General features: G+C 74.3%; 20 protein-coding genes, 1 tRNA gene and 1 pseudogene. 16 read left to right on the forward strand and 6 right to left on the reverse strand.

Annotated elements, in window-relative coordinates; genetic code table 11:
* Positions 1-632 (forward strand): LuxR C-terminal-related transcriptional regulator (locus tag ACFWA9_RS29315; protein WP_380390967.1); only part of this gene is annotated, 632 nt, incomplete at its 5' end.
* 61 nt (positions 633-693) lie between these two features.
* Positions 694-2,280: a polysaccharide biosynthesis protein gene (locus tag ACFWA9_RS29320; protein WP_380390970.1), complete on the forward strand. Its 1,587-nt coding sequence runs from the start codon at positions 694-696 to the stop codon at positions 2,278-2,280.
* A gap of 18 nt (positions 2,281-2,298) precedes the next feature.
* Here ACFWA9_RS29320 and ACFWA9_RS29325 read toward each other — a convergent pair whose 3' ends face one another.
* A complete protein-coding gene (locus ACFWA9_RS29325) occupies positions 2,299-2,796 on the reverse strand; it encodes a MarR family transcriptional regulator (RefSeq protein WP_352290661.1) in 498 nt (165 codons plus the stop codon).
* 111 nt (positions 2,797-2,907) lie between these two features.
* Here ACFWA9_RS29325 and ACFWA9_RS29330 point away from each other — a divergent pair, with 111 nt between their 5' ends.
* Positions 2,908-3,741: a methyltransferase domain-containing protein gene (locus tag ACFWA9_RS29330; protein ID WP_380390972.1), complete on the forward strand. Its 834-nt coding sequence runs from the start codon at positions 2,908-2,910 to the stop codon at positions 3,739-3,741.
* Positions 3,742-3,768: 27 nt separating this feature from the next.
* Here the strand turns inward: ACFWA9_RS29330 and ACFWA9_RS29335 are convergent, their stop codons facing one another.
* Positions 3,769-4,449 carry a TetR/AcrR family transcriptional regulator gene (locus ACFWA9_RS29335; protein ID WP_352290676.1) on the reverse strand — a complete coding sequence of 227 codons (681 nt, stop codon included), beginning with the start codon at positions 4,447-4,449 and terminating at the stop codon, positions 3,769-3,771.
* Positions 4,450-4,544: 95 nt separating this feature from the next.
* Complete coding sequence (locus ACFWA9_RS29340; RefSeq protein ID WP_352290663.1) at positions 4,545-5,516, reverse strand: fatty acid desaturase; 972 nt, start codon at positions 5,514-5,516, stop codon at positions 4,545-4,547.
* 237 nt (positions 5,517-5,753) lie between these two features.
* Between ACFWA9_RS29340 and ACFWA9_RS29345 the strand changes: the two genes are divergently transcribed.
* The 6 genes from ACFWA9_RS29345 (at position 5,754) to ACFWA9_RS29370 (ending at position 10,673) form a co-directional block, all read left to right on the forward strand.
* Positions 5,754-5,827: transfer RNA gene (locus tag ACFWA9_RS29345), tRNA-Gln, on the forward strand.
* A gap of 138 nt (positions 5,828-5,965) precedes the next feature.
* Positions 5,966-7,423, forward strand: a complete 1,458-nt coding sequence (glmU, locus tag ACFWA9_RS29350; RefSeq protein ID WP_380390974.1) for a bifunctional UDP-N-acetylglucosamine diphosphorylase/glucosamine-1-phosphate N-acetyltransferase GlmU — start codon at positions 5,966-5,968, stop codon at positions 7,421-7,423.
* Positions 7,424-7,624: 201 nt separating this feature from the next.
* Complete coding sequence (locus tag ACFWA9_RS29355) at positions 7,625-8,602, forward strand: ribose-phosphate diphosphokinase (protein WP_329489318.1); 978 nt, start codon at positions 7,625-7,627, stop codon at positions 8,600-8,602.
* 286 nt (positions 8,603-8,888) lie between these two features.
* Positions 8,889-9,479 carry a 50S ribosomal protein L25/general stress protein Ctc gene (locus ACFWA9_RS29360; protein ID WP_329489319.1) on the forward strand — a complete coding sequence of 197 codons (591 nt, stop codon included), beginning with the start codon at positions 8,889-8,891 and terminating at the stop codon, positions 9,477-9,479.
* Between the two features lie 107 nt (positions 9,480-9,586).
* Complete coding sequence (pth, locus tag ACFWA9_RS29365; protein WP_329489320.1) at positions 9,587-10,168, forward strand: aminoacyl-tRNA hydrolase; 582 nt, start codon at positions 9,587-9,589, stop codon at positions 10,166-10,168.
* A 178-nt stretch (positions 10,169-10,346) separates the two neighbouring features.
* A complete protein-coding gene (locus ACFWA9_RS29370; protein ID WP_352290665.1) occupies positions 10,347-10,673 on the forward strand; it encodes a hypothetical protein in 327 nt (108 codons plus the stop codon).
* 89 nt (positions 10,674-10,762) lie between these two features.
* Here the strand turns inward: ACFWA9_RS29370 and ppc are convergent, their stop codons facing one another.
* The gene (ppc, locus tag ACFWA9_RS29375; RefSeq protein ID WP_380390979.1) at positions 10,763-13,576 is read right to left on the reverse strand and encodes a phosphoenolpyruvate carboxylase; all 2,814 of its coding nucleotides are present in this window, start codon (positions 13,574-13,576) and stop codon (positions 10,763-10,765) included.
* A gap of 260 nt (positions 13,577-13,836) precedes the next feature.
* Here ppc and ACFWA9_RS29380 point away from each other — a divergent pair, with 260 nt between their 5' ends.
* Positions 13,837-15,105, forward strand: coding sequence for a histidine kinase (locus ACFWA9_RS29380; RefSeq protein ID WP_329489322.1), 1,269 nt, complete (start codon positions 13,837-13,839; stop codon positions 15,103-15,105).
* 70 nt (positions 15,106-15,175) lie between these two features.
* Here the strand turns inward: ACFWA9_RS29380 and ACFWA9_RS29385 are convergent, their stop codons facing one another.
* Positions 15,176-15,700 (reverse strand): SUKH-3 domain-containing protein, encoded by a 525-nt coding sequence (locus tag ACFWA9_RS29385; protein ID WP_380390990.1) that lies wholly within the window; start codon positions 15,698-15,700, stop codon positions 15,176-15,178.
* A gap of 85 nt (positions 15,701-15,785) precedes the next feature.
* Entirely contained in the window at positions 15,786-16,247 is a 462-nt protein-coding gene (locus ACFWA9_RS29390; RefSeq protein ID WP_329489323.1) for a YwqJ-related putative deaminase, read from the reverse strand.
* A gap of 353 nt (positions 16,248-16,600) precedes the next feature.
* Here ACFWA9_RS29390 and ACFWA9_RS29395 point away from each other — a divergent pair, with 353 nt between their 5' ends.
* From ACFWA9_RS29395 to ACFWA9_RS29420, 6 genes and pseudogenes are all read left to right on the forward strand, one after another.
* Positions 16,601-17,761 (forward strand): Gfo/Idh/MocA family oxidoreductase, encoded by a 1,161-nt coding sequence (locus tag ACFWA9_RS29395; protein ID WP_352290667.1) that lies wholly within the window; start codon positions 16,601-16,603, stop codon positions 17,759-17,761.
* Positions 17,758-18,738 carry an NAD-dependent epimerase/dehydratase family protein gene (locus ACFWA9_RS29400; protein WP_380390983.1) on the forward strand — a complete coding sequence of 327 codons (981 nt, stop codon included), beginning with the start codon at positions 17,758-17,760 and terminating at the stop codon, positions 18,736-18,738. Before ACFWA9_RS29395 ends, ACFWA9_RS29400 begins: the two co-directional genes overlap by 4 nt.
* A 34-nt stretch (positions 18,739-18,772) precedes the next feature.
* The gene (locus ACFWA9_RS29405; protein WP_380390985.1) at positions 18,773-19,903 is read left to right on the forward strand and encodes a DegT/DnrJ/EryC1/StrS family aminotransferase; all 1,131 of its coding nucleotides are present in this window, start codon (positions 18,773-18,775) and stop codon (positions 19,901-19,903) included.
* A 146-nt stretch (positions 19,904-20,049) separates the two neighbouring features.
* Entirely contained in the window at positions 20,050-21,174 is a 1,125-nt protein-coding gene (locus ACFWA9_RS29410) for a DegT/DnrJ/EryC1/StrS family aminotransferase (RefSeq protein WP_380390987.1), read from the forward strand.
* A gap of 161 nt (positions 21,175-21,335) precedes the next feature.
* Positions 21,336-22,337, forward strand: coding sequence for an SMI1/KNR4 family protein (locus ACFWA9_RS29415; protein WP_329489328.1), 1,002 nt, complete (start codon positions 21,336-21,338; stop codon positions 22,335-22,337).
* Between the two features lie 72 nt (positions 22,338-22,409).
* A pseudogene (locus tag ACFWA9_RS29420) lies at positions 22,410-23,499 on the forward strand (hypothetical protein); the annotation flags it as partial.

A 23,499-nucleotide genomic window follows, 5' to 3' on the forward strand; every position in this document is an offset into this window, starting at 1 on the left:
CCGGTGTCCCGGCCCGCGGCGCCCCTGCCGCGGCCTGCCCGACCGCCCCGTACCCGCCCGGGCCGTATCCGCCCGACCGGTACCACGCCGCCCCGGCGCCCGACGGGATCACCCTGCTCGCCCGGGTCCGCCGCCACCATCCCGCGCTGCGGGCGATCGTCCTGGCCGCCGCCGACGACCCGCTGCGCGCCGCCCGCGCCCTGCACGCCGGCGCCACCGGGTGGGTGGCCAAGGAGAGTTCGCTGGCCCGCCTGCTGGCCGTGGTCCGGGGCGTGCTGCGCGACGAGACGCACCTGCCGCCCGCCCTGCTGACCGGTGTCATCCGGGAGCTCACCACCGCCCGGCGGGACCGCACCGAGAGCGAGCGCCTGGTCGACACGCTCACCCCCCGGGAGAAGCAGATCCTGCGCTGCATGGTGGCCGGCCTGGGCCGGCAGGCCGTCGCCGAACGGCTCTACCTCTCCCCGCACACCGTGCGCACCCACATGCAGAACGTCCTCGGCAAGCTCGGGGTGCACTCCACCCTGGCCGCCGTCGCGGTCGCCCGGCGGGCGGGCGTCAGCCCCTCCGAGCCGGCCGCGCCCACTGCCCCGCCGTCCGTCGCCTCGACCACAGCTCCCGGCGCCGGCTGATCCGCCCGTCACACCCAGGTACCGGCTCAGGTCCGTCAGGTCAGGGAAATCCGGAGGACAGATGTCGCCGCACAGCACTTCCGCACGCCCGCACGCAGCCCGGTCCGGCCCGGGCGGGGGCGGGGAGGCCCCTTCGCCGGCCGCGGCCACCCCGGCCGCGACACCGCCGACGGGCCTGCGCACGCTGATCGTCGGAGCCGGTGCGGCCGGGACGGCGCTGGTCCGCGACCTCGACCGGACACCGGAGTTCGGCCTCGACCCGATCGGCCTGCTCGATGACGACCCGGCCAAGGCGGGCCGGGTCGTGGGCGGCGTCCCCGTCCTCGGGACCCTCGCCGAGCTCACCGAGCTCGCGGTCCGCCACCGCGTCCAGGTGGTCGCGCTCGCCATCCCCGGCCTGGCCCCGCAGCGGGTCCGGGCGCTGGCGACCGCCGCCGCCGCGGCCGGCGCCGCCGTCCGCTACCTGCCGTCCTTCCTGGCCGCGCTGCGCCGCGAGGTGGTCGGCTCGGACATGCGCAGCCTGGACGTCAACCGGCTGATCGGGCGGCACGAGGTGCACGTGGTCTCCGCCGACGTGCGGGACGTGATCGAGGGCCGCCGGGTGCTGGTGACCGGGGCCGGCGGCTCGATCGGAAGCGAACTCTGCCGCCAGGTCCACGCGTTCAATCCGAGCGCGCTCTACATGCTGGACCACGACGAGTCCAACCTGCACCGGCTCCAGCTGGAGATCTGGGGTGAGGCGCTGCTGACCGACGATTCCCTGGTGATCGCGGACATCCGGGACCGGCCGCGGATCCAGCAGATCTTCCGCGACCTGAAGCCCGAGGTGGTCTTCCACGCGGCCGCGCACAAGCACCTTCCGCTGCTGGAGCGTCACCCCAGCGAGGCGGTCAAGTCCAACGTGCTGGGCACCGACCACCTGGTGGAGGCCGCGCTGGCCACCGGTGTCGAGCGGTTCGTGCTGATCTCCACCGACAAGGCGGCCGATCCGACCTCGGTGCTCGGCGCCAGCAAGCGGCTGGCCGAGCTGATCGTGCAGGCGAACGCCCGGGACGCGCGCAACCTGGGCACCGGGGTGTTCTCGGCGGTCCGGTTCGGCAACGTGCTGGGCTCACGCGGTTCGCTGCTGTCGGTGCTGGCCGAGCAGTTGCGCAGCGGCGTCCCGGTGACCATCACCCACCCCGATGTGACGCGGTTCTTCATGACCATCGAGGAGGCCGTCGGCCTGGTGCTGGAGTCCGGCCGGATGGCCCGCGGCGGTGAGGTGTTCGTGCTCGACATGGGCGATCCGGTGCGGATCGTCGACCTGGTCCACAACTTCGCCGAGCAGGTGCAACTGGGCCGGGACGAGGTGGAGATCCGCTTCACCGGGCTGCGGGCGGGCGAGAAGCTGAACGAGGCGCTGTTCTCGGAGGGCGAGGAGCGGCTGCCCACCGCGCACGCCCGGATCTACGCGACCGTGGCCGAGTGCGGCGGCGGCCCCGAGGACCTCGCGGGCGGTCTGACCGGTCTGTACGCGGCGGCGGTCGGCAACAGCGACGGGGAGGTGCGCCGGCGGCTGGCCGAGCTGCTGCCCGGCTACCGCACCGCGGAGGCCGAGCCGGCCCCGGTGCCCGCGCTCAGCTCCCCGTACCCGGACGGCTTCTGACGGCGGACCGGGCGGCGGTCAGCTCGGGATGTTGTCGAAGGGGGCGACCAGCTGCCGCAGCAGTCCGGCGAGTTCGCCCTGCTGGGCGCCGGTGAGCTGGGCCAGCAGCTCGCGTTCGTGGGCCAGCAGCCCGGCGAGCGCCTGGTCGGCCCGGTCGCGGCCGTCCTCGGTGAGCCGGACCAGCACGCCGCGCCGGTCGTCCGGGTCGGGCAGGCGTTTGACCAGGCCCTTGCCGGTGAGTCGGTCGATCCGGTTGGTCATGGTGCCGGAGGTGACCAGGGTCTGGGTGAGCAGCTGGCCGGGGGAGAGCTGGTAGGGGGAGCCGGCGCGCCGCAGCGCGGTCAGGACGTCGAACTCCCAGGGCTCCAGGCCGTGCTCGGCGAAGGCCGTCCGGCGGGCGCGGTCGAGGTGCCGGGCGAGTCGGCTGACCCGGCTGAGTACCTCAAGTGGTTCCACGTCGAGGTCGGGGCGCTCTCGGCGCCATGCTGCGACCAGGCGGTCGACCTCGTCCTCCATGACGATCAGTGTATCGGGGGATGTGTCGATGTGAAGTCTCTTGACATCGAGAAATGTAACGTGGAACCTGCGACTGGATATCTTGATGTCGAGATACTTGCGAGGCCGACCATGAGCACCCCCGTCTGGGACCCGGAGCAGTACCTGCGCTTCGCCGACGAACGGACCCGCCCGCTGCGCGACCTGCTCGCCCGCGTCCCCGTCCTCCCGCACGAACCGGCTGCCAGGATCCTGGACATCGGCTGCGGCCCCGGCAACTCCACCGCCGTCCTGCGCGAACGCTGGCCCGGAGCCCGGATCACCGGCCTCGACAACTCCGCCGAGATGCTCGCCACCGCCCGCGCCGAGGGCGAGCCCACCGCGGACTACCTGCTCGCCGACGCCCGCGGCTACGACCCGGCCCCGGCCGCACCGGACCTGATCGTCTCCAACGCGGCGCTGCAGTGGATCGGCTTCACCCCGGAGCACGGGGCCGCCGGTGCGGCCGGCCCCGCCGGGCACCTCGACCTGCTGCCCCGCTGGGCGGCGGCGCTGGAGCCGGGCGGCGTGATCGCCTTCCAGGTGCCCGGCAACTTCGACTCGCCCAGCCACACCCTGCTCGCCGGGCTCCGCCGCAGCCCCCGCTGGCGGGACGCCCTGGGCGAGGGCGCCACCCGGGCCGGCGTCCACGAACTCGGCGCCTACCTGGCGGCCCTGGCCGGGGTCGGCTGCGCCGCCGACGTCTGGGAGACCACCTACAGCACCCTGCTCCCCGGGGCGGACCCGGTCCTGGAGTGGGTCAAGGGCACCGCCCTGCGGCCGGTGCTGACCCGGCTCACCGACCCGGCCGAGCGGGCGGCCTTCCTCGCCGAGTACGGCGCCCTGCTCCGCGAGGCCTATCCCGCCGGCCCGTACGGCACGGTCTTCCCGTTCCGGCGGATCTTCGCCGTCGGGGTGAAGCGGTAGCGGCCGGAGGGTGGCGGCGGCCCGGGCCTAGGACTTGCGGTCGCCGACCAGCTTGGGGTGCCGCTCCATCCCCTCCAGGCCGTGCCAGGCGAGGTTCACCAGATGGGCGGCGACCTCGGCCTTCTGCGGCTTGCGCACCTCCAGCCACCACTGGCCGGTCAGCGCGACCATGCCCACCAGCATCTGCGAGTACATCGGGGCGAGGCGCGCGTCGAAGCCCCGCGCCTTGAACTCCAGGCCCAGGATGTCCTCGACCTGCGTCGCGATGTCGCTGATCAGCGAGGCGAAGGTGCCGGTCGACTGGGCCACCGGGGAGTCCCGGACCAGGATCTTGAAGCCGTCCGTGGACGTGTCGATGTAGTCCATCAGCGCGAACGCCGCCTGCTCCAGCAGCTCCCGCGAGTGCCCGCCGGTCAGCGCCCCCGTCACCATGTCCAGCAGCAGCTGCATCTCGCGGTCCACGACCACCGCGTAGAGCCCCTCCTTGCCGCCGAAGTGCTCGTACACCACCGGCTTGGACACCCCGGCCCGCTCGGCGATCTCCTCGACCGAGGTGCCGTCGTAGCCGCGCTCCGCGAACACCGACCGGCCGATCTCCAGCAGCTGCTCCCGCCGCTGCTTCCCGGTCATCCGCACCCGGCCGCTGCGGCGGCGGCCCGCGGGCGCGGCGGCGCCCGCCGGGGCAGCGGCACGCGGACGGGCCTGCACCGGATCGGGTGCGGCGTCCGTCCGCGGGCTCTCGTGGCCGCCTGTGCTGTCTGCGCTGCTCCCGTTCACCCCTACATCATGCTGCAGGCGAGCCCTCATGCGGCGCGGCGGGCGGCGATCCGCTGCGCGTCCGGCCAGCGGACGTCCCGGGCCCAGCCGGCCAGCTCGAACCAGCGGATCAGCCGGGCCGAGGAGTCGACCTGCCCGCGCAGCACGCCGTGCCGGGCCGAGGTCGGGTCCGCGTGGTGCAGGTTGTGCCAGGACTCGCCGCAGGAGAGCACCGCCAGCCACCAGACGTTCCCGGAGCGGTCGCGGGAGCGGAACGGGCGGTTGCCGAGCGCGTGGCAGATCGAGTTGATCGACCAGGTGACGTGGTGCAGCAGGGCGACCCGGACCAGGGAACCCCAGAAGAAGGCGGAGAGCGCACCCTGCCAGGAGAGCGTGACCAGCCCGCCGACCAGCGGCGGGATCAGCATCGAGAGTGAGGTCCAGAGCCAGAACAGCCGGGAGATCCGCCTTATGGCCGGATCGTCCACGAGGTCCGGCGCGTACTTGAGCTGCGGGGTCTGCTCCTCGTCGAAGAGCCAGCCCATGTGCGCCCACCAGAGGCCCTTGAGCAGGGCCGGGACGGTCTCGCCGTAGCGCCACGGCGAGTGCGGGTCGCCGTCCTTGTCGCTGTACCGGTGGTGCTTGCGGTGGTCGGCCACCCAGCGGACCAGCGGGCCCTCGATGGCCAGCGACCCGGCCACCGCGAGGGCGATCCGCAGGGCCCGGTTGGCCTTGAAGGAGCCGTGGGTGAAGTAGCGGTGGTAGCCGATCGTGATGCCGTGGCAGGTGAGGAAGTACATGACGGTGGCGATCGCGAGATCGGTCCACCCCAGGCCCCAGCCCCAGGCCACCGGCACGGCCGCCAGCAGGGCGGCGAACGGTACGGCGATGAACAGCCCGAGCGCGACCCGCTCGGCGAGGCCCTGCTTCTCGCCGCCGCGGGTGGCGGAGAGCAGGGTCGGGGCGGGATCGATGGAGTGCGCGGTATCGGCGCGCGCCTCGCCGGCCTGGATGGTCATGGGTGTCCCTTGAGGGCAGGGGTGGAGGTTACGTCTGCGTAACCTACGGCATCGTAGGTTGCGTTCGGCCGTCAGGGGAATACGTGGCCGCGGGCGGCTCGGCGTATTTCACCCGACTGGATGGACAACGCCCGGGATCCGCGCGGGCCGGGCCGGCCGCGCCGGGGTGGTGGAGCTATGCGGCCGCAACCCTTAGGCTGTGTCGGAGCGCCTCGGGCGCTGCGAGTTGATGATCGATCCGCCGTGGTGTAATGGCAGCACAGGGCCCTTTGGAGGCCTTTGTCTGGGTTCGAATCCTAGCGGCGGAGCCAGCGGGCGCTCTGTTTCGGGCGCATCCCCCGCCCCCCGGTATTGTCGGGGCTGCTCGGCGGACTGTGCGAAGGCGACCGGCCTGGGTCCCGGCCGGGCTGCACTGCCCTCTCTGTGAACCGACTGAGGAGCCTCCCCCCGTGAGTGCCAATTCGCCTGCCGCCGTTGTCGTGCTTGCCGCCGGTGGCGGGACCAGGATGAAGTCGAACAGCCTGCCCAAGGTGCTGCACGAGGTCTGCGGGCGGTCGCTGGTGGGCCATGCGGTCGCGGCAGCAAAGGAGTTGACCCCGCAGCAGCTGGTCGTCGTGGTCGGGCACATGCGGGAGAAGGTGCAGGAGCACCTGGGGGCGCACTACCCGGCGGCGCGCGCCGTGGTGCAGGAGGAGCAGAAGGGCACCGGGCACGCCGTCCGCACCGCGCTGGAGGCCCTGGCGGCCGACGGCGTGGAGCTGGACGGCACGGTGATCGTCACCACCGGGGACGCGCCGCTGCTGACCGGCGCGACGCTGGCGGCCCTCGCCGGCGCGCACGCCGAACAGGGCAACGGCGTCACCGTCCTGACGGCCGTCGTCCCGGACCCGTTCGGCTACGGGCGGATCCTGCGGGACGAGGCGGACGGCGCCGTCGCCTCGATCGTCGAGGAGAAGGACGCCTCGGACGCCCAGCGGGCGGTCGACGAGATCAACTCCGGGGTCTTCGCCTTCGACGCCAAGCTGCTGGCCGAGGCGCTGTCCCGGGTCACCACCGACAACGTCCAGGGCGAGGAGTACCTCACCGACACCCTGGAGATCCTGCGGACGGCCGGCCACCGGGTCGGCGCCGTGGTGGCCGCGGACTACCGCGACATCCTCGGCATCAACGACCGGGTGCAGCTGGCCCAGGCCCGGCGCCTGCTGAACGACCGCCTGCTGGAGCGGGCGATGCGCGCCGGCGTCACGGTGGTGGACCCGGCGACCACCTGGTTCGACGTCCAGGTGTCCTACGAGCCGGACGCGGTGGTCCTGCCGGGCACCCAGCTGCAGGGCCTCACCCATCTGGGCGAGGGCTGCGAGGTGGGCCCGAACTCGACGCTCAAGGACACCCGGATCGGCGCCGGCGCGCGTGTGAGCAACACCACGGCGGACGGCGCCGAGGTGGGCGACTTCGCCACCGCCGGCCCGTACGCCTACCTGCGGCCGGGGGCGAGGCTCGGGCGCAAGGCGAAGGTCGGCACCTACGTCGAGGTGAAGAACTCGGAGCTGGGCGAGGGCGCCAAGGTGCCGCACCTGTCCTACATCGGGGACGCCACCATCGGCGAGGGCAGCAACATCGGCGCGGCCTCCGTCACGGTGAACTACGACGGGGTGAACAAGCACCGCACGGTGATCGGGGCGCACTGCCGGACCGGCTCGGACAACATGTTCATCGCCCCGGTGACGGTCGGTGACGGCGCCTACACCGGGGCCGGCTCGGTGATCACCGGCGACGTTCCGCCCGGCGCGCTGGGCGTGAGCCGGGCGCAGCAGCGCAACATCGCGGGCTGGGTGGAGCGCAAGCGCCCCGGGACCGCATCGGCGCAGGCCGCGGCTGCCGCGACGGGCGGGGCCGCAGAGGTCTGACGGGCCGGGTGGGAGTCCGAGGGGCGGTCCCGGGGCGGACGGTTTCCGCACGGGCGCGTAACCTTGGGGACATACGTGCGCCACTGGGCTTACCGCCCGTGTCCAGGCGTACCGACATTTCCCCGACCCCTATCGCCAGCGGGCTCGTGCCTGCCTGCGGTGCGGACGGGTTCAGCGTCAGCAACGCGAGGAGACGGTGCAGTGAGCGGGATCACGACGTCGGGTGAGAAGAAACTCAAGCTCTTCTCCGGCCGTGCCCACCCTGAGCTGGCGAGGGAGGTGGCCGAGGCGCTCGGGACCGAGCTGGTCCCGACCAAGGCCCTGGACTTCGCCAACGGTGAGATCTACGTCCGCTTCCTGGACTCCGCGCGCGGTGCGGACTGCTTCGTGATGCAGAGCCACACGGCTCCCATCAACCAGTGGATCATGGAACAGCTGATCATGATCGATGCTCTGAAGCGGGCCTCGGCCCGGAGCATCACCGCGATCCTGCCGTTCTACGGGTACGCCCGCCAGGACAAGAAGCACCTGGGCCGCGAGCCCATCTCGGCCCGCCTGATCGCGGACCTGCTGGCCAGCGCCGGCGCGGACCGGATCATGGCGGTGGACCTGCACACCGCGCAGATCCAGGGCTTCTTCTCCGGTCCGGTGGACCACCTGTTCGCGCTGCCGCTGCTGGCGGACTACGTGGGCGACAAGGTCGACCGCGACCGCCTCACCGTGGTGTCCCCGGACGCCGGCCGGGTGAAGGTCGCCGACCAGTGGTCGGACCGTCTGGGCGCGCCGCTGGCGATCATCCACAAGCGCCGCGACATGACCCAGGCCAACACCATCCTGTCCGCCGAGGTGGTCGGTGACGTCAAGGGCCGGGTCTGCGTCCTGGTCGACGACATGATCGACACCGCCGGCACCATCTGCGCCGCGGCCGACGCGCTGTTCGAGAACGGCGCCGCGGACGTGATCGTGGCCGCCACGCACGGCGTGCTCTCCGGTCCGGCCGCGGACCGTCTGAAGAACTCCCGGGTCAGCGAGTTCGTGTTCACGAACACCCTGCCGACCCCGGCCGAGCTCCAGCTGGACAAGATCACCACGCTGTCGATCGCCCCGTCGATCGCCGCCGCGATCCGCGAGGTGTTCGAGGACGGCTCGGTCACCAGCCTGTTCGAGGGCGTGCACTGACGAAGCCCGCGCAGGCGGCCCCGGTCCTCAAAGGGCCGGGGCCGCCGTCGATTTCGTCGGAGGGCACCGGTGCGGTTAGACTCGTGAAAATGCTCGGCGAGGGATGCCGTGTGCCTGCTCGTCGGGTGCCCGCGCTCCGTGATCGACGCGCTGCTGGGGCCGGTTCTTCCGGCCGTTGGCAGAGGTCGTACGCCGCCGAGTGACCCCCGAACGTACTGTGGGTGTGGTCCCGGCGGTTTTTCGCGTTGCCTGCACCCCCGCGCCAGTTTTCACGAGGAGTGCAGTCGTGTCCGAGATCCGCATCGCCGCTGAGACCCGTTCCGAGTTCGGTAAGGGCGCTGCCCGCCGGGCCCGCCGTGCCGGCCTGGTCCCCGGTGTCGTCTACGGCCACGGCCACGCCCCGGTTCACCTGAACCTGCCCGGCCACGACCTGATGATGGCCCTCAAGACCCCGAACGCCCTGCTGGTCGTTCCGATCGAGGGCAAGGACGAGTACGTCCTGCCGAAGGCCATCCAGCGCCAGGCCATCAAGCGCACCATCGAGCACGTCGACCTGCTCCTCGTGAAGCGCGGCGAGAAGGTCACCGTCGAGATCCCCGTCCTCACCGAGGGCGAGCTGGCCCCCGGCGGCAACCTGCTGGAGCACGTCCTCAACGCGCTGCCGATCGAGGCCGAGGCCACCCACCTGCCCGAGTCCGTGACCGTCTCGGTCGAGGGCCTGGAGGCCGGTGCCTCGATCACCGCCGGTGACATCTCGCTGCCCAAGGGCACCACGCTGGCCGTCGAGGCCGACACCGTCGTGCTGCAGGTCATCGGCGCCCAGGCCTCGCAGGCCGACGCCGACGCCGAGGCCGCCGAGGCCGGCGCCGAGGCCTGAGCCTCCCGCACCGTCTGACCGCTGCCCCGGCCGCTCCGTACTGGAGCGGCCGGGGCAGCGGTGTGTCCGGGATGATGTCGACGAGCGAGAGCACGAGGAGCGATGCGATGAGCGAGGACGCGTACGAGGGCCCCTGGCTGGTGGCCGGGCTGGGCAATCCGGGTGAGCAGTACGCCCGGAACCGGCACAACATCGGGTTCATGGTGGTGGACCTGCTGGCGCAGCGGATGGGTGCCAGGTTCAAGGCGCACAAGAGCCGCGCGCAGGTGGCCGAGGGCCGGCTGGCGGGCCGGCGGGTGGTGCTGGCCAAGCCGATGACCTTCATGAACCTCTCGGGCGGCCCGGTGACCGCCCTGCGGGACTTCTACAAGACGCCGGCCTCGGCCCTGGTGGCCGTCCACGACGAGCTGGACATCGACTACGCGACGCTGCGGCTGAAGCTCGGCGGCGGCGACAACGGCCACAACGGGCTGAAGTCGATCACCAAGTCGCTGGGCCCGGAGTACTACCGGGTGCGCTGCGGGATCGGCCGCCCGCCGGGCCGGATGGAGGTCGCGGACTTCGTCCTGAAGGACTTCTCCGCCACCGAGCGCAAGGAGCTGGAGTGGTTCGTGGACCGCTCGGCGGACGCCGTGGAGGCACTGCTCACCGACGGCCTGGAGCGGGCCCAGGGCGTCTACCACTCCTGATCCGGCGTCAGGACGGTTGTTCGGCAAGGGAGCGGGTCCCCGCCCGCCCGCCGCGGTGGGCGGGGGCTGGGCAACAGTCGTACAACGCTTGGCCGTCCAAACCTGAATGGGTGTGAGAAACCCGTGCCGGATCGGATAGCGTCGGGCCCGTACGCGAACGGGTCCTGGGGAGTTCTCGATGCGGAGTTTGCGGCCGGTCCGGCGCCTGCGGCGGGTTCGGGTGGTACGGCTGAGGAAGCTCGGTCGCAAGGTCGGCACGGCCGGTGCGCTGGGGGCGGCCGGGGTGCTGCTCTCGGGCGGTGGCGTGGCCCACGCGGAGACGGTGGCGGACCCCGATCCCGGTGTGGTGTCCCAGGATCCCGCGGCGGCGCAGTTCGGCCCGGTGCTGGGCGGCTCGGTCGGCGGTGACGCGGGCCTGCTGGCCGTCGGCGGCGGCCTGGTCGTGGCGGCGGGCGGCGCGGCCCTCTGGCTGAAGCGCCGGCGCGCGGGCGATCCGGTGGAGTGACGACGGTACGACCGGTGTGACGCGAAGGGCCCGGCGCCGCCCCCTCGACCGAGGGGGCGGCGCCGGGCCCTTGCGGTGCCGGGTGCCGGTCAGCCGGTGTTGCGCAGGCCGGCGGCGATGCCGTTCACGGTCAGCAGCAGGGCGCGGGCCCGCAGCGGGTCCTCCGGGCGGCCGGTGGAGGCCTCCTCGCGCTGGCGGCGCAGCAGCGCGACCTGGAGGTAGGAGATCGGGTCGAGGTAGGCGTCGCGGACGGTGAAGGTCTGCTTCAGCACCGGGTTGTGCTCCAGCAGTTCGCTCTCCCCGGTGAGGCGGAGCACCTCGCGCAGGGTCAGCTCGTGCTCGGCGGTGATCTGGTCGAAGATGTGGTGCAGCTCGGCGGGCACCAGCTGCTCGACGTAGTGGCGGGCGATCCGCAGGTCGGTCTTGGCCAGCGTCATGGCGACGTTGGACAGGAAGTTGCGGAAGAAGTGCCACTGGCCGTACATCTCGTCCAGGACGTCCCCGAGACCCGCCTCGCGGGCGGCGGCGAGGCCGGCGCCGACGCCGAACCAGCCGGGCACGATCTGGCGGGACTGGGTCCAGCCGAACACCCACGGGATGGCGCGCAGGCCGTCCAGGCCCGCGCCCGAGTCGGGGCGGCGGGACGGCCGGGAGCCCAGGTGCAGCGAGGCGAGCTGGTCGACCGGGGTGGCCGCGAAGAAGTACTTCGGCAGGTCCTCCTGCTCGACCAGGGCGCGGTACGCGGTGTGCGCGGCCGCCGAGACCTGGTCCATCGCGGCGTCCCAGCGGGCCAGCTCCTCGGGGGCCTGGCGGGGGGCGGTGTGCAGCGCCGAGGCGGACAGGGTGGCCGAGATGGTCAGTTCCAGGTTCTCCCGGGCCAGCGAGGGCAGCAGGTACTTGTCGGAGATCACCTCACCCTGCTCGGTGACCTTGATCTCGCCCTCCAGGGTGCCCCAGGGCTGGGCCAGGATGGCCTCGTGCGAGGGGCCGCCGCCGCGGCCGACGGTGCCGCCGCGGCCGTGGAAGAGCCGCAGCCGGATCCCGTAGCGGTGGGCGACGTCGCGCAGCCGGCGCTGGGCTCGGTGGATCTCCCACTGGGAGGTGGTGATGCCGCCGAACTTGGAGGAGTCGGAGTAGCCGAGCATGACCTCCTGGACGTCGCCGCGCAGCGAGACGAGCAGCCGGTAGGAGGGGTCGGAGAGCATCTCGTCCAGGATCCGGTCGGCCTCCTGGAGTTCGTCGGTGGTCTCCAGCAGCGGCACGATGCCGATCTTGGCGATACCGGCGTGCAGGTCGATCAGACCGGCCTCGCGGGCCAGCACGGTGGCGGCGAACACGTCGTCGGCGCCCTGGCACATCGAGATGATGTAGCTCTCGACGATCTCGTCGCCGAACCGCTCGAAGCCCTCGCGGATGGTGTTGAAGACGCCGAGGGTCTTGGTGCCCGCGGCGTCCAGCGGGGCCGGGGTGGGCGCGAGCGGGCGGCGCGAGCGGAGCTCCTTGGCGAGCAGCTTCTGCCGGTACTCGCGGGGCATGTCCGCGTAGCGCCAGGCCTCCTCGCCGAGCCGGTCGAAGAGCTGGCCGAGCGCGTGGTGGTGGGCCTCGGCGTGCTCGCGGACGTCCATGGTGGCGAGCTGGAGGCCGAAGGCCTCGATGGTGCGGATGGCGCGGGCGAGCCGCCCGTCGGCGATCAGGCCGCCGCGGTGGGAGCGGAGCGACTCCTGGATCAGCCGGAGGTCGGCGACCAGCTCGCGGGTGCCGAGGTAGTCGCGGCCCGCGATGTGCGGGGTGCCCTGGGCGAGCCGCTCGCGGGTGTTCTCCAGCTTGAGCCGGACGCAGGTGGCCTTGAGGCGGTAGGGCTCCTCGGCGTTCATCCGCTTGTAGCGCGGGCTCAGCTCGGGGAGCACGTCCAGGTCGGCGTGGAGCGAGGCGACCAGCTCGGCCGAGGCGCCGGCCAGGCGCTCGGAGGTGGAGAGCGAGTTGCGCAGGTCGTCGACGGCCGCCAGGGCGTCCTTGATGCCGTACTCGTGCTGGAGGTTCAGGACGTCCCAGGTGACCTGCGGGGTGACGTTCGGGTTGCCGTCGCGGTCGCCGCCGATCCAGGTGCCGAAGGTGAGCGGGCGGACGCCGTCGGGCAGGGTGAGGCCGACCCGGGCGAGCTCCTCGTGCAGCTCCTCCAGGACCTCGGGGACGGCCTCGCGGTAGAGCTCGTCCAGGTAGTAGACGGCGTTGCGGGCCTCGTCGGTCGGCTCCGGGCGGGCGATCCGCAGCTCGTCGGTCTGCCAGAGCAGGTCGATGACCTCGGCGAGGCGGCGGTCGGCCTGCCGCTTGGCGGAGGTGGTGCGGGCCTGGTCGGCGTGCGAGAGGCCGGCGGCGATCTGCTCGCGGTGGATCCGGTCGAGCAGCTCGCCGATCCGGCGGAGCTTGTTGAGGACGCTGCGGCGGGCGGCCTCGGTGGGGTGGGCGGTGAAGACCGGGCGGACGGCCAGGTGGGCCAGGGTGTTCGCGAGGTGCTTCGGGTCCGCCTCGCCGAGCTGGTCCGCGGTCTGGGCGAGCAGCGAGCCCTCGCGGGCGCGGCGGGTGGCCAGCTCCCGGCCGCGGTGCACCTGCTCGGTGACGTTGGCGAGGTGGAAGTAGGTGGAGAACGCGCGGACCAGCTTGGCGGCGGTGTCCAGGTCGATGTCGGAGAGCAGTTCGGCGGTGGCCTCGCCGTCGGTGCGGCTCAGCAGGCGGACCTGTTCGACCAGGCCCAGCAGCTGGGGGCCCTCCTGGCGGACCAGCGTCTCGCCGAGGAGGTCGCCGAGGCGGCGGATGTCCGCGCGCAGGGCTGTGTTGTCGGCGTCGGCGCCGGCGGGGCCGACACGGCTGGGGCTGTCCGCCGGGGTGGGGACCGGAGCGGTCACGGCTGGCTCCCTGTGGTGGTGGGGTTCGGCAACGGCTCATCGTCACAGCTCCGCACACGTGTGGCGGGTGTGACGCGTGCGGACCGCGCTGTCCGACGCGACCCAGCATAGGTGTCGGGGCGGTTGCTGTCCGCGAGGTGGCCGGATGGCGGACAAGATCACAGCCGGTTCGGGTGGTCTGGACCACTTGAGGGCCCGCACGGGTGTCGGGGCGGAACCGGGTGGGGACGGGTCGGGGTTCACGCTTAGGCTGTGGGGCTATGAGCAAGTCGCCTGGGGAGCGCGAGCGGGACCGGTCGTTCTGGTGGTGGGAGCGACGGCGCAGCGCTCTCCTGGACATCGGGCTGGCGGCGCTGGCGGCGCTGGAGTGCGCGGCCAGCGCGGTCGCCTTCCTGGCGCCCCGGGTCCACCTGGGCGTGGTGGCCATCGTCGGGGTCGCGCTGTTCGGCGCGGCGGCCGGCGCCACGCTGGTGCTGCGGCGGCGCTGGCCGGCGGTGCCGGTGCTGGTGGCCCTGGTGGCGATGCCCGGGATGCTGGGCGTGGTGCTGCTGACGGTGTCGCTCTACACGCTCGCGGAGACCTGGGAGTGGCCGAGCCGGCGCCGGCGGGTGGTGGCGCTGTCCGCCCTGGCCTTCGCCGAGGCGGTCGGCGTGATGCTGGTGTCCATGCTCACCCCCTCCGACCTGACGGTGGAGCAGCCGCCGCTCTGGGGGCAGGTGCTGCTGTCGGTGCTGGTGGCCGTCGGCCTGACCGTGCCGCCGGTGGTCACCGGCCTGTACGTGGGCGCGCGGCGGCGGCTGATCGAGTCGCTCAAGGACCGCGCGCACGGCCTGGAGACCGAGCTGGACCTGCTGGCCGAGCAGGCCCGCGAGCGTGCCCGCCGGGCCCGGCTGGAGGAGCGGACCAGGATCGCCCGGGAGATGCACGACGTGGTGGCCCACCGGGTGTCGCTGATGGTGGTGCACGCCGGGGCGCTGGAGCGGATCGTGGCGAAGGACCCGGAGAGGGCGGCCCAGAGCGCCAAGCTGATGGGGGAGGTCGGCCGGCAGGCGCTGAACGAACTGCGCGAGATCCTCGGGGTGCTGCGGATGTCGGACGACAGCGCGCCGGAGCCGGACTCGCTGGTCGCGCTGCCCCGGCTGGTCGACCAGTCGAGGGCGGCCGGGATGGCCGTCACCCTGACCGTCAGCGGCAGCCGCCAGGAGTTCACCACCGAGGCCGAGCAGACCGCGTACCGGGTGGTGCAGGAAGGCCTGACCAACGCGCACAAGCACGCCGGTGGCGCGCAGGTCGCCGTGCTGCTCGCCTACGCGCCCAACGGCGTGCGGGTCAGCGTGGTGAACGCCTGCCCGGGCGGCGAGCGGACGGCGGCGGCGCTGCCCAGCGGGGGCAACGGGCTGATCGGGATGCGGGAGCGGGTGGTCGCGCTGGGCGGCACCTTCTCGGCGGGGCCGGAGGCGGACGGGGGCTTCCGGGTCGAGGCGGTGCTGCCGTCCCGGCTGGCCGTCCGGGCCGACCGGCTGGGGTGAGGCCGCCGGCCGGGCGGCGTCCGTCCGGCGCGGCCCGGGCCGGAGCGCTCAGCCCTCGTCGGCGGTGCGGTCAGCCCTCGTCGGCGGTGCGCAGCCGCTCGGGCGCGGTACCGAGGACGAGGGTGCTGATCGCCTGGTCGACGCCGTGGCCGAGGAACCACTCCCCGGTGTGGTCCAGGCTGTAGACCCGGCCCTCCTCGTCCACCGCCAGCAGGGCCTGGCCGTACGCCTCCTCGCCGAGCGGGGCGAGCCGGGTGTCCAGGGCGCGGCCGAGGTCGGCCAGGGTGCGCGGCTGGTGGAGCCCGCAGAGCGGGTCCACCAGGAAGGGCGTCCGGGCCAGCTGGCGCCCCGGGCCGTCGAGGTCGAAGGCGAGGCCGCCGAACTCGGCCCAGGCCTCCACCGCGGCCGGGAACACCGCGTGACCGACGCCGGCCGGGCCGCCGTACGCCGCCAGGGCGTCGGCCCACTCCTCGGCCTGGCGGATCTGCCAGCGGCCGGGGTGCCAGCCGGCCGCCTTGAGTTCGGCGGCGACATCGGCCGGAAAGCGCGGGCGGCTGCGCAGGGCGGACCCGCCGGACGTGCTCGGCGGGGGCAGCGGCGGACTGGGCGGACTGGGCGGACTGGGCGGGTTCAGGGCGGGCTCCGGCGGCTCGGGGACAGGGGCGTACGCGGGTGCGCGGTCAGCGGGCGGGCGGCCCGACCGCGACGCTCCGCACGGCGAAGTGCTCCAGCAGCGGTACGCAGGAGCGGCAGGGCGGGGCGTGGGTGCCGTGCGCCGGGTCGTGCTCCTCGCGGATCCGTACGGTGGTCAGCCGCGAGCCCTTGAGCGCCTTGCGGGCCTCGGGCAGGCCCAGCGGCTTGCGGGCGGCGCGCTTGGAGCGCTTGGCGTCCACGACGGCCAGGTACTGGGAGAGCAGGACGGCCTCCGGGCAGCGGCCGGTGAAGCGCTCGCGGTGCTCCAGCGGCAGCGCGTCCAGGAAGTCGGCCACCAGGGGGTGCAGGGCCGGGCGCCGGGCGGGCTTGTCGCCCGCCAGGGTGTGCACCTCGCCGCCCTTCAGCGACAGGGCGGCGGCGACGGCGGGCAGCAGGCTGTCGCGGAAGTGGCGCAGCACGGGCGGGCCGGCCGGTTCGCCGGTGGTCATACGTCGTCCTCCTCCTGTTCGTCCGCCGGTGACGGGACCGTGTGGGGTCAGTCCGGGGCAAGCCTGTCAAATGGCACCGACATCCGTACAACCGGGGGGCGACGGCCGGCCACCGGCGGGCCGGTGGGCACGCCGTGTCGGCCGGATCCGCACGCCGTCGTCACGACTCGTTCCCGGGTTTCCCGAATCCGCCTCCGGCCGGGGGCGGCGGCCGGTAGCGTTCCAGCAGCGAGCCAAGGGGGTGGCCGGCCCCTGGGGGGTTGATCGGCCGGTGCGGCAACTCCTCTGCTCGGTCTGGCCGTTGAGGCCGTCGGGGCAAGGGCGCCCCGGCGTCGAGCAAGGGGGGTCTTGCGATGACGGGGACGGAAACCGCGAACGAGGCGCCCGGCGAGCACGTGCCGACCCCGGGCGCGCCGCCGCAGCCCGCGCCCGCGCACCCGATCGGGATCGCGGTGGTCGGCGCCGGCTACTGGGGCCCGAACCTGGTCCGCAACGCGCAGCAGACGGCGGCGCTGCGCCTGCACTGGCTCTGCGACCTGGACGAGGCCAGGTCCCGCCGGGTGCTGGGCGAGTACAGCACCGTCCGGTCCACCACCTCGTTCGCCCAGGTGCTCGCGGACGAGCGGGTCGGCGCGGTCGCGGTCGCCACCCCGGCCGCCGCGCACTACCGGCTGGCCCGGGCCGCGCTGGAGGCGGGCAAGCACGTCCTGGTGGAGAAGCCGATCACCACCTCCGCCGCGGAGGCCGCCGAGCTGGTGGCCATCGCCGAGGAGCGCGGCCTGGTGCTGATGTGCGACCACACCTTCTGCTACACGCCCGTGGTGCGCCGGATCCGCGAGCTGGTGCACGGCGGGGAGATCGGCGACGTCCAGTTCTTCGACTCGGTGCGGATCAACCTCGGGCTGGTCCAGCCGGACGTGGACGTGCTCTGGGACCTCGCCCCGCACGACCTGTCCATCCTGGACTTCGTCCTGCCACCGGGCGTCGAACCGATCGGGGTCTCCGCCCAGGGCGCCGACCCGATCGGGGCCGGCCGGGCCTGCGTGGCCTATCTGACGGTCCGGCTGAGCAACGGCGCGCTGGCGCACTGCCACGTCAACTGGCTCTCCCCGACGAAGGTCCGCACGACGCTCATCGGCGGCTCGCGGCGCACCCTGGTCTGGGACGACCTCAACCCGCAGGCCCGGCTCGCGGTGCACGACCGCGGCGTGGACCTCACCCCGCCCGACGAGCTGACCGACGCGATCCGCCACCAGACGCTGATCTCCTACCGGGTGGGCGAGATGGTCGCGCCCGCGCTGGTCGAGCAGGAGGCGCTGCGCAACGTGATGGCCGAGTTCGCCGCCGCCATCACCGAGGGCCGGGCCCCGCTCACCGACGGCCGGGCCGGACTGCGCGTGCTGCAGCTGCTGGAGGCCGCCTCGCTCAGCCTGGAGCTCGGCGGCGCCACCGTCCCGGTCGGCGCCGGTCCCGACGAACTGTCCGACGCGAACGAGAGGGCCGCCGCGCGGTGAACGCTGTACAGATCGAGGGCTCCCGCTGCCTGGTCACGGGCGGGGCCGGCACCATCGGCTCCACCGTGGTCGACCAGCTGATCGCGGCGGGCGCCCGCGAGGTGGTCGTGCTCGACAACTTCGTCCGCGGCCGGGCGGCCAACCTGGCGTACGCCCGCGAGCTCGCCGCACCCGGGCAGCTGCGGGTGGTGGACGGCGACATCCGCGACCGCGGCCTGCTGCGCGAGCTGCTGGGCCCCGGCACCGACCTGCTGTTCCACCTGGCCGCGATCCGGATCACCCAGTGCGCCACCGAGCCCAGGCTGGCCCTGGAGATCATGGTGGACGGCACCTTCGACGTGGTCGAGGCCGCCGCGGAGGTCGGCGTCGGCAAGGTGATCGCCTCCTCCACCGCCTCCGTCTACGGCCTCGCCGACGTCTTCCCGACGCCGGAGACCCAGCACCCGTACCACAACGACACCCTGTACGGGGCGGCCAAGGTCTTCAACGAGGGCCTGCTGCGCAGCTTCCACGCGATGGCCGGCCTGGACTACGTCGCGCTCCGGTACTTCAACGTGTACGGGCCCCGGATGGACGTCCACGGCAAGTACACCGAGGTGTTCATCCGCTGGATGGAGCGGATCGCCGCCGGGCAGCCGCCGCTGGTCTTCGGCGACGGCGCGCAGACCATGGACTTCGTCTACACCGAGGACATCGCCCGGGCCAACCTGCTGGCCGCCGCGGCGCCCGTCACCGACCGGGTCTACAACATCGCCAGCAGCACCGAGGTCTCGCTGCGCGGGCTGGCCGACGCCCTGCTCACCGCGATGGACCGCACCGACCTCGACGTCGAGCTCGGCCCCGCCCGGGGCACCGCCGGCGGCGTGGTCCGGCGCCTGGCGGACATCACCGCCGCCGAACGCGACCTCGGCTGGAAGCCCGAACTGGGCCTCGACGACGGCCTGCGCAGGCTGGTCGCCTGGTGGCGCGAGCAGTAGTCCCCTCGTCTGCACGGCAGTTCGGAGTACACCTGTGTCCACCATCCCCGTCATGATCCCCTGGCTCGGCGAGGAGGAGGCCCTCGCCGCCGCCGAGGCCGTCCGCTCCGGCTGGGTGGCCCAGGGCCCCCGGGTCGCCGAGTTCGAGCGGGCCTTCGCCGAGCACCTCGGGGTACCGCACGCCGTCGCGGTCTCCTCCTGCACCACCGCCCTGCACCTGGCGCTGATCGGCGCCGGGGTCGGGCCGGGGGACGAGGTCGTCGTCCCCTCGTTCTCCTTCGTCGCCACCGCCAACGCCGTCACCTACGTCGGCGCCGTCCCGGTCTTCGCCGACGTGGACGTCACCACCGGCAACCTCACCGCCGCCACCGTCGAACCCCTGCTCACCGAGCGGACCAGGGCCGTGATCGCGGTCGACCAGGGCGGCGTCCCGGTCGACCTGGACGGGCTCCGCGCGCTCGTCGAACCGCGCGGGGCCACCGTGGTCGAGGACGCCGCCTGCGCGGCCGGCTCCGTCCACCGGGGCCGGCCGGTGGGCGGCACGGCGGCGCTGGCCGCCTACTCCTTCCACCCGCGCAAGCTGCTCACCACCGGTGAGGGCGGCATGGTCACCTGCCAGGACGGCGCGCTCGCCGCCCGGCTGCGCCGGCTGCGCGAGCACGGGATGAGCGTCTCGGCCGCCGACCGGCACGCCGCGAAGGACGGCGCCGGCCGGCTGGAGACGTACGACGAGACCGGCTTCAACTACCGGATGACCGACATCCAGGCGGCGATCGGCCTGGTGCAGCTGCGCAAGCTGCCGGCCATGGTCGCCCGGCGGCGCGAACTCGCCGAGCGGTACCGGGAGCTGCTGGCCGGCACCGGCGGCCGGCTGGTGGCCGACCCGGCGCACGGCAGCACCAACTACCAGTCCTGCTGGCTGCTGCTCCCGGACACCGCCCCCGACCGCGGCGCGGTGCTCGCCGACCTCGCCGCCGCCGGCGTCTCCGCCCGGCGCGGCATCATGGCGGCCCACCTGGAGGCCCCGTACCAGGGCACCGCCCGGGTGCCGCTGCCCGCCACCGAGCTGCTCACCGGCCGCTCGCTGATCCTGCCGCTCTACCACGCGCTCACCGAGCGGCAGCAGGACCGGGTGGTCGGGGCCGTGCGCGCGGCGCTTGGCTGAACCGGCCCGGCCGGCCCCGGCCGTTCACGTTCACGTCCACGGCCACGTTCACGTCCACGGCCACGTCCACGGCCACGGCCCGGGGCCGGGCCGTCGCCGCCGTCCGCCCGCTCCGATCCGCCGAGACACCCCAGGGGGAGACCAGGATGAGCACCGATCAGCCCGTCGACGAGCCGGTTCCGCTGGTGGACCTGAAGGCCGCGCACGCCGAGGTGGAGGCCGAGGTCCGGGCCGGCTTCGACCGGGTGCTCGCCACCGGCGGCTACGTCAAAGGCCCCGAGACGGCCGGCTTCGAGGCGGAGTACGCGGCCTTCTCCGGCGCCCGGCACTGCGTCGGCGCCGCCAACGGCACCGACGCGCTCGAACTGGCGCTGCGCGCCCTCGACCTGCCGCCCGGCGGCGGCGTGGTGCTCCCCGCCAACACCTTCGTCGCCACCGCGGAGGCCGTGGTCCGGGCCGGGCTGCGCCCGGTGCTGGTCGACGCCGACCCGGACCACCTGCTGATCGACCCCGAGCGCGTGGCGGACGCGCTGCCCGGCGCCGTCGCGCTGCTGCCCGTCCACCTCAACGGGCAGCTCGCCCCGATGGGCCCGCTGCTGGAGCTGGCCGCCGGCCGGCCGGTGGTGGAGGACGCCGCGCAGTCCCAGGGCGCCCGGCAGCACGGCCGCGCCCTCCACGGGCTGATCTCCGCCACCAGCTTCTACCCCGGCAAGAACCTCGGCGCGTACGGGGACGCGGGCGCCGTCGTCACCGACGACGACGCCCTGGCGGCCGCCGTCCGGCTGATCGGCGACCACGGCTCGGGCCGCAAGTACCAGCACGAGCGGTTCGGCTTCAACTCCCGGATGGACGCGCTGCAGGCCGTCGTGCTGCGGGCCAAGCTGCGCCGGCTGCCCGGCTGGAACGAGGCCCGCCGGGCCGCCGCCGAGCGCTACCACCGGCTGCTGGCCGGGATCGACGGCCTCACCCCGCCGCGGACCGCGCCCGGCAACGAGCACGTCTGGCACCTGTACGCGGTGCGGATCGGGCCCGGCCGGGACCGGGGCGCGGTGCTGGCCGCGCTGCAGGCCGCGGGCATCGGCGCCGGCGTCCACTACCCGGTACCCGTCCACCTCCAGCCGGCGTTCCGGCAACTCGGCCACGGCGCGGGCGCGTTCCCGGTCGCCGAGCGGGCCGCCCGGGAGCTGCTCACCCTGCCGCTCCACCCGCACATCACCGCGGCCCAGCAGGAACGCGTCGTGGAGACGCTGGCCAAGGCGCTCGCCGCCTGAGCCCCGGCGGGCCGGCGCGGTCCGGGCCCGCGGCCGCGCTCCCCGCCCGTGGCCCGCGGGCCGTCCGGTGTGCCCGGGCGGGGGGTCGTGGCCCGGGGGGACCCCCTACGCTGGTGTCCAGCAAGCGCACCGAATTTGCAGCAGCCAGTGGGGGCTCCCAGATGACGACAGGTCGGCCCGGCGTCGCCGCCGCGCCCAACGCGGCGTACGCAGGTCAGGTGGTGCAGTTCCCGGACCCGGTCCGCGCGGAGCGGCACCCCGCCGGGGTCAGGGTGGACGAGCACGGTCACCCGGACTTCGGTCCGTACGCGGCGGCCGCGGCCGAGGTGGCCGATCCGCCGGAGGGCTTCGGCGTCGACGAACTGCGGCTGACGGACTACGTCTCGGCCAATGCCGCGCAGTTCACCCAGGGCCATCCGCTCTGGGCCGACCTGGAGACCGCCGTGGCCACCCCGCCCGGCTGGACCTGGCACCACGCGGTCGGCCGGGCCGCGCCCGGCTGGCGGCGGATGGAGCTCGTCCCGGTCGAGGTGAAGGCGCTGCTGCGGCACCACGGCGGCCTGGCCACCTCCACCGCGGACCACACCCGCCGCGGCACCCGCCCCTTGCAGGAGCGCCGGCCGGTGCACTTCTCGCTCGCCCGGGACGGCGGCGACCCGATCGGCGTCCCCGAGGACCTGGTGCAGCGGGCCGAGGAGCGCCTCGGCTACCGGCTGCCCGGCGCGTACCGGACCTTCCTCAAGCTGGCCGGCGGCCGGGCCCCGGTCGGTGTGGCGCTCGACCCCGAGCTGGGGCTGCTGCTCGACCAGCCGTTCCTGACCCTCAGCGAGGAGTACGGGACGGAGGACGTCGTCTACGCCAACAAGTGCCTGCGCGACCACCTCACCAAGGACTACCTGGGCATCGCCTACGCCCAGGGCGGCATCGTGGCGCTCAAGGTGCGCGGCGACCGGGCCGGCTCGGTCTGGTTCTGCCTCTACGACGACGCCCGTGACGGCGGCGCCCCCGAGGCGCCCGAGGAGCGGGTCGCCCGGCTGCTGCTGCCCTGCGGCGAGGACTTCGACGACTTCCTGCTCCGGCTGGCCGGCAGTCCGCCGGAACTGGAGACGGTCGCGGAGCTGATGGTGGACGGCGGGTTCGCCCGCGCCGTGCCGGTGGGCTGACGTGGCCCGTACGGCTGCGGCGACGGTGGTAGCGGAACAAGCGGGGACGAAGGGGACAGGGGTGAACCGGGCGTGGTGACGTACACGCAGGCGCAGGAGCTCGCCGACGAGTGGATCAACGGCGGGGTGCCGCGTCCGCAGCAGCGCGAGGTACGGGTCCGGGAGTTCGACCTGGGCTTCGTCTGCTGGGCGGTGCAGCCCGCGGAGGGCGCGGCCGGTGGCTCCGGCGGCCCGGCGGACGGCTCCGAGGGCTCGGCGGCCCCGGGCGGCTCGGCGGGTGAGGCGCGGCTGGTGATCGCCCGGGACTCCGGCGCCAGCACGCTCTGGCCGGCGCTGCCGGTCAACGAGGTGGTCCGGCAGTACGAGGAGGTCTACGGACGGCCCGTCGCGGCCAATCCGGCCGGGGCGGCCAGGCCCGCGCCCGGGCCGGTGGAGGCGACGTCCTTCCTGCTCAGCCCGCCGCAGTGGCTCCAGGAGGCGGGGGCCGCGGCGATCGCCGCCGAGGCCGACCGGCTCGGCGCCCCGGCGCCCGCGCATCCGGGCCCGCCGGCTCCGGCACCCGCCGCCGCTCCGGCCGCTCCGGTCGCTCCGGCCGGCTCCGAGGTGCCGCCGGTGCCGCCGGCACCCGCCGTGCTGACCACGCCGCCGGTCTCCGAGCGGCCGGCCGGGGACGCGCCGACCATGCTCGCCCCGCCGCCCGGCCAGGGCGGCCCGCTCCCGGCCGCGCCGGCGGTCGCCCCGCCGGTGCCCGCCACGCCGCTCGCTCCGCCCGCCCCGCCCGTCCCGTCCCCGCCGGCCGCCGGTGCCGAGGCGGCGACCGTGCTGCTGCCCGACGGTCTGCGGACCAACGGCGCCGGTCTGGCCGGCGAGCCGCGGCCCGGCGCCGAGGCGGCCACCGTGCTGCTGCCCGAGGGCGGCTACGGGATGGCCCCGGTGCCCCCCGCCGCCGCTCCGGCGGTCGAGCCCGCCCCGACGGTGCTGGCGCCGCCGGACGCGATGCCCGGCCTGATGGGGCTGCCCGGTGCCCCGGGACCGGGCGCCCCGGTCCCCGGTGCGCCGGCCGCGCCGGTGCCGCCGTCGGCCGAGCAGGCCCCGACCGTGCTGGCCTCGCCGGACGCGATGCCCGGCCTGATGGGCCTGCCCGGCGCCCCCGGTCCGGGCG

Source organism: Kitasatospora sp. NPDC059973 (genome assembly GCF_042737525.1).
Taxonomy (GTDB): domain Bacteria; phylum Actinomycetota; class Actinomycetes; order Streptomycetales; family Streptomycetaceae; genus Kitasatospora.

Coding starts and splice junctions, on each gene's coding strand:
- ACFWA9_RS29380 (WP_329489322.1), top strand. CDS start 13,837: ATGAGCAAGTCGCCTGGGGAGCGCGAGCGGGACCGGTCGTTCTGGTGG.
- ACFWA9_RS29390 (WP_329489323.1), bottom strand. CDS start 16,247: ATGACCACCGGCGAACCGGCCGGCCCGCCCGTGCTGCGCCACTTCCGC.
- pth (WP_329489320.1), top strand. CDS start 9,587: ATGAGCGAGGACGCGTACGAGGGCCCCTGGCTGGTGGCCGGGCTGGGC.
- ACFWA9_RS29330 (WP_380390972.1), top strand. CDS start 2,908: ATGAGCACCCCCGTCTGGGACCCGGAGCAGTACCTGCGCTTCGCCGAC.
- ACFWA9_RS29340 (WP_352290663.1), bottom strand. CDS start 5,516: ATGACCATCCAGGCCGGCGAGGCGCGCGCCGATACCGCGCACTCCATC.
- ACFWA9_RS29325 (WP_352290661.1), bottom strand. CDS start 2,796: ATGGAGGACGAGGTCGACCGCCTGGTCGCAGCATGGCGCCGAGAGCGC.
- ACFWA9_RS29320 (WP_380390970.1), top strand. CDS start 694: ATGTCGCCGCACAGCACTTCCGCACGCCCGCACGCAGCCCGGTCCGGC.
- ACFWA9_RS29410 (WP_380390987.1), top strand. CDS start 20,050: ATGAGCACCGATCAGCCCGTCGACGAGCCGGTTCCGCTGGTGGACCTG.
- ACFWA9_RS29415 (WP_329489328.1), top strand. CDS start 21,336: ATGACGACAGGTCGGCCCGGCGTCGCCGCCGCGCCCAACGCGGCGTAC.
- ACFWA9_RS29395 (WP_352290667.1), top strand. CDS start 16,601: ATGACGGGGACGGAAACCGCGAACGAGGCGCCCGGCGAGCACGTGCCG.
- ACFWA9_RS29370 (WP_352290665.1), top strand. CDS start 10,347: ATGCGGAGTTTGCGGCCGGTCCGGCGCCTGCGGCGGGTTCGGGTGGTA.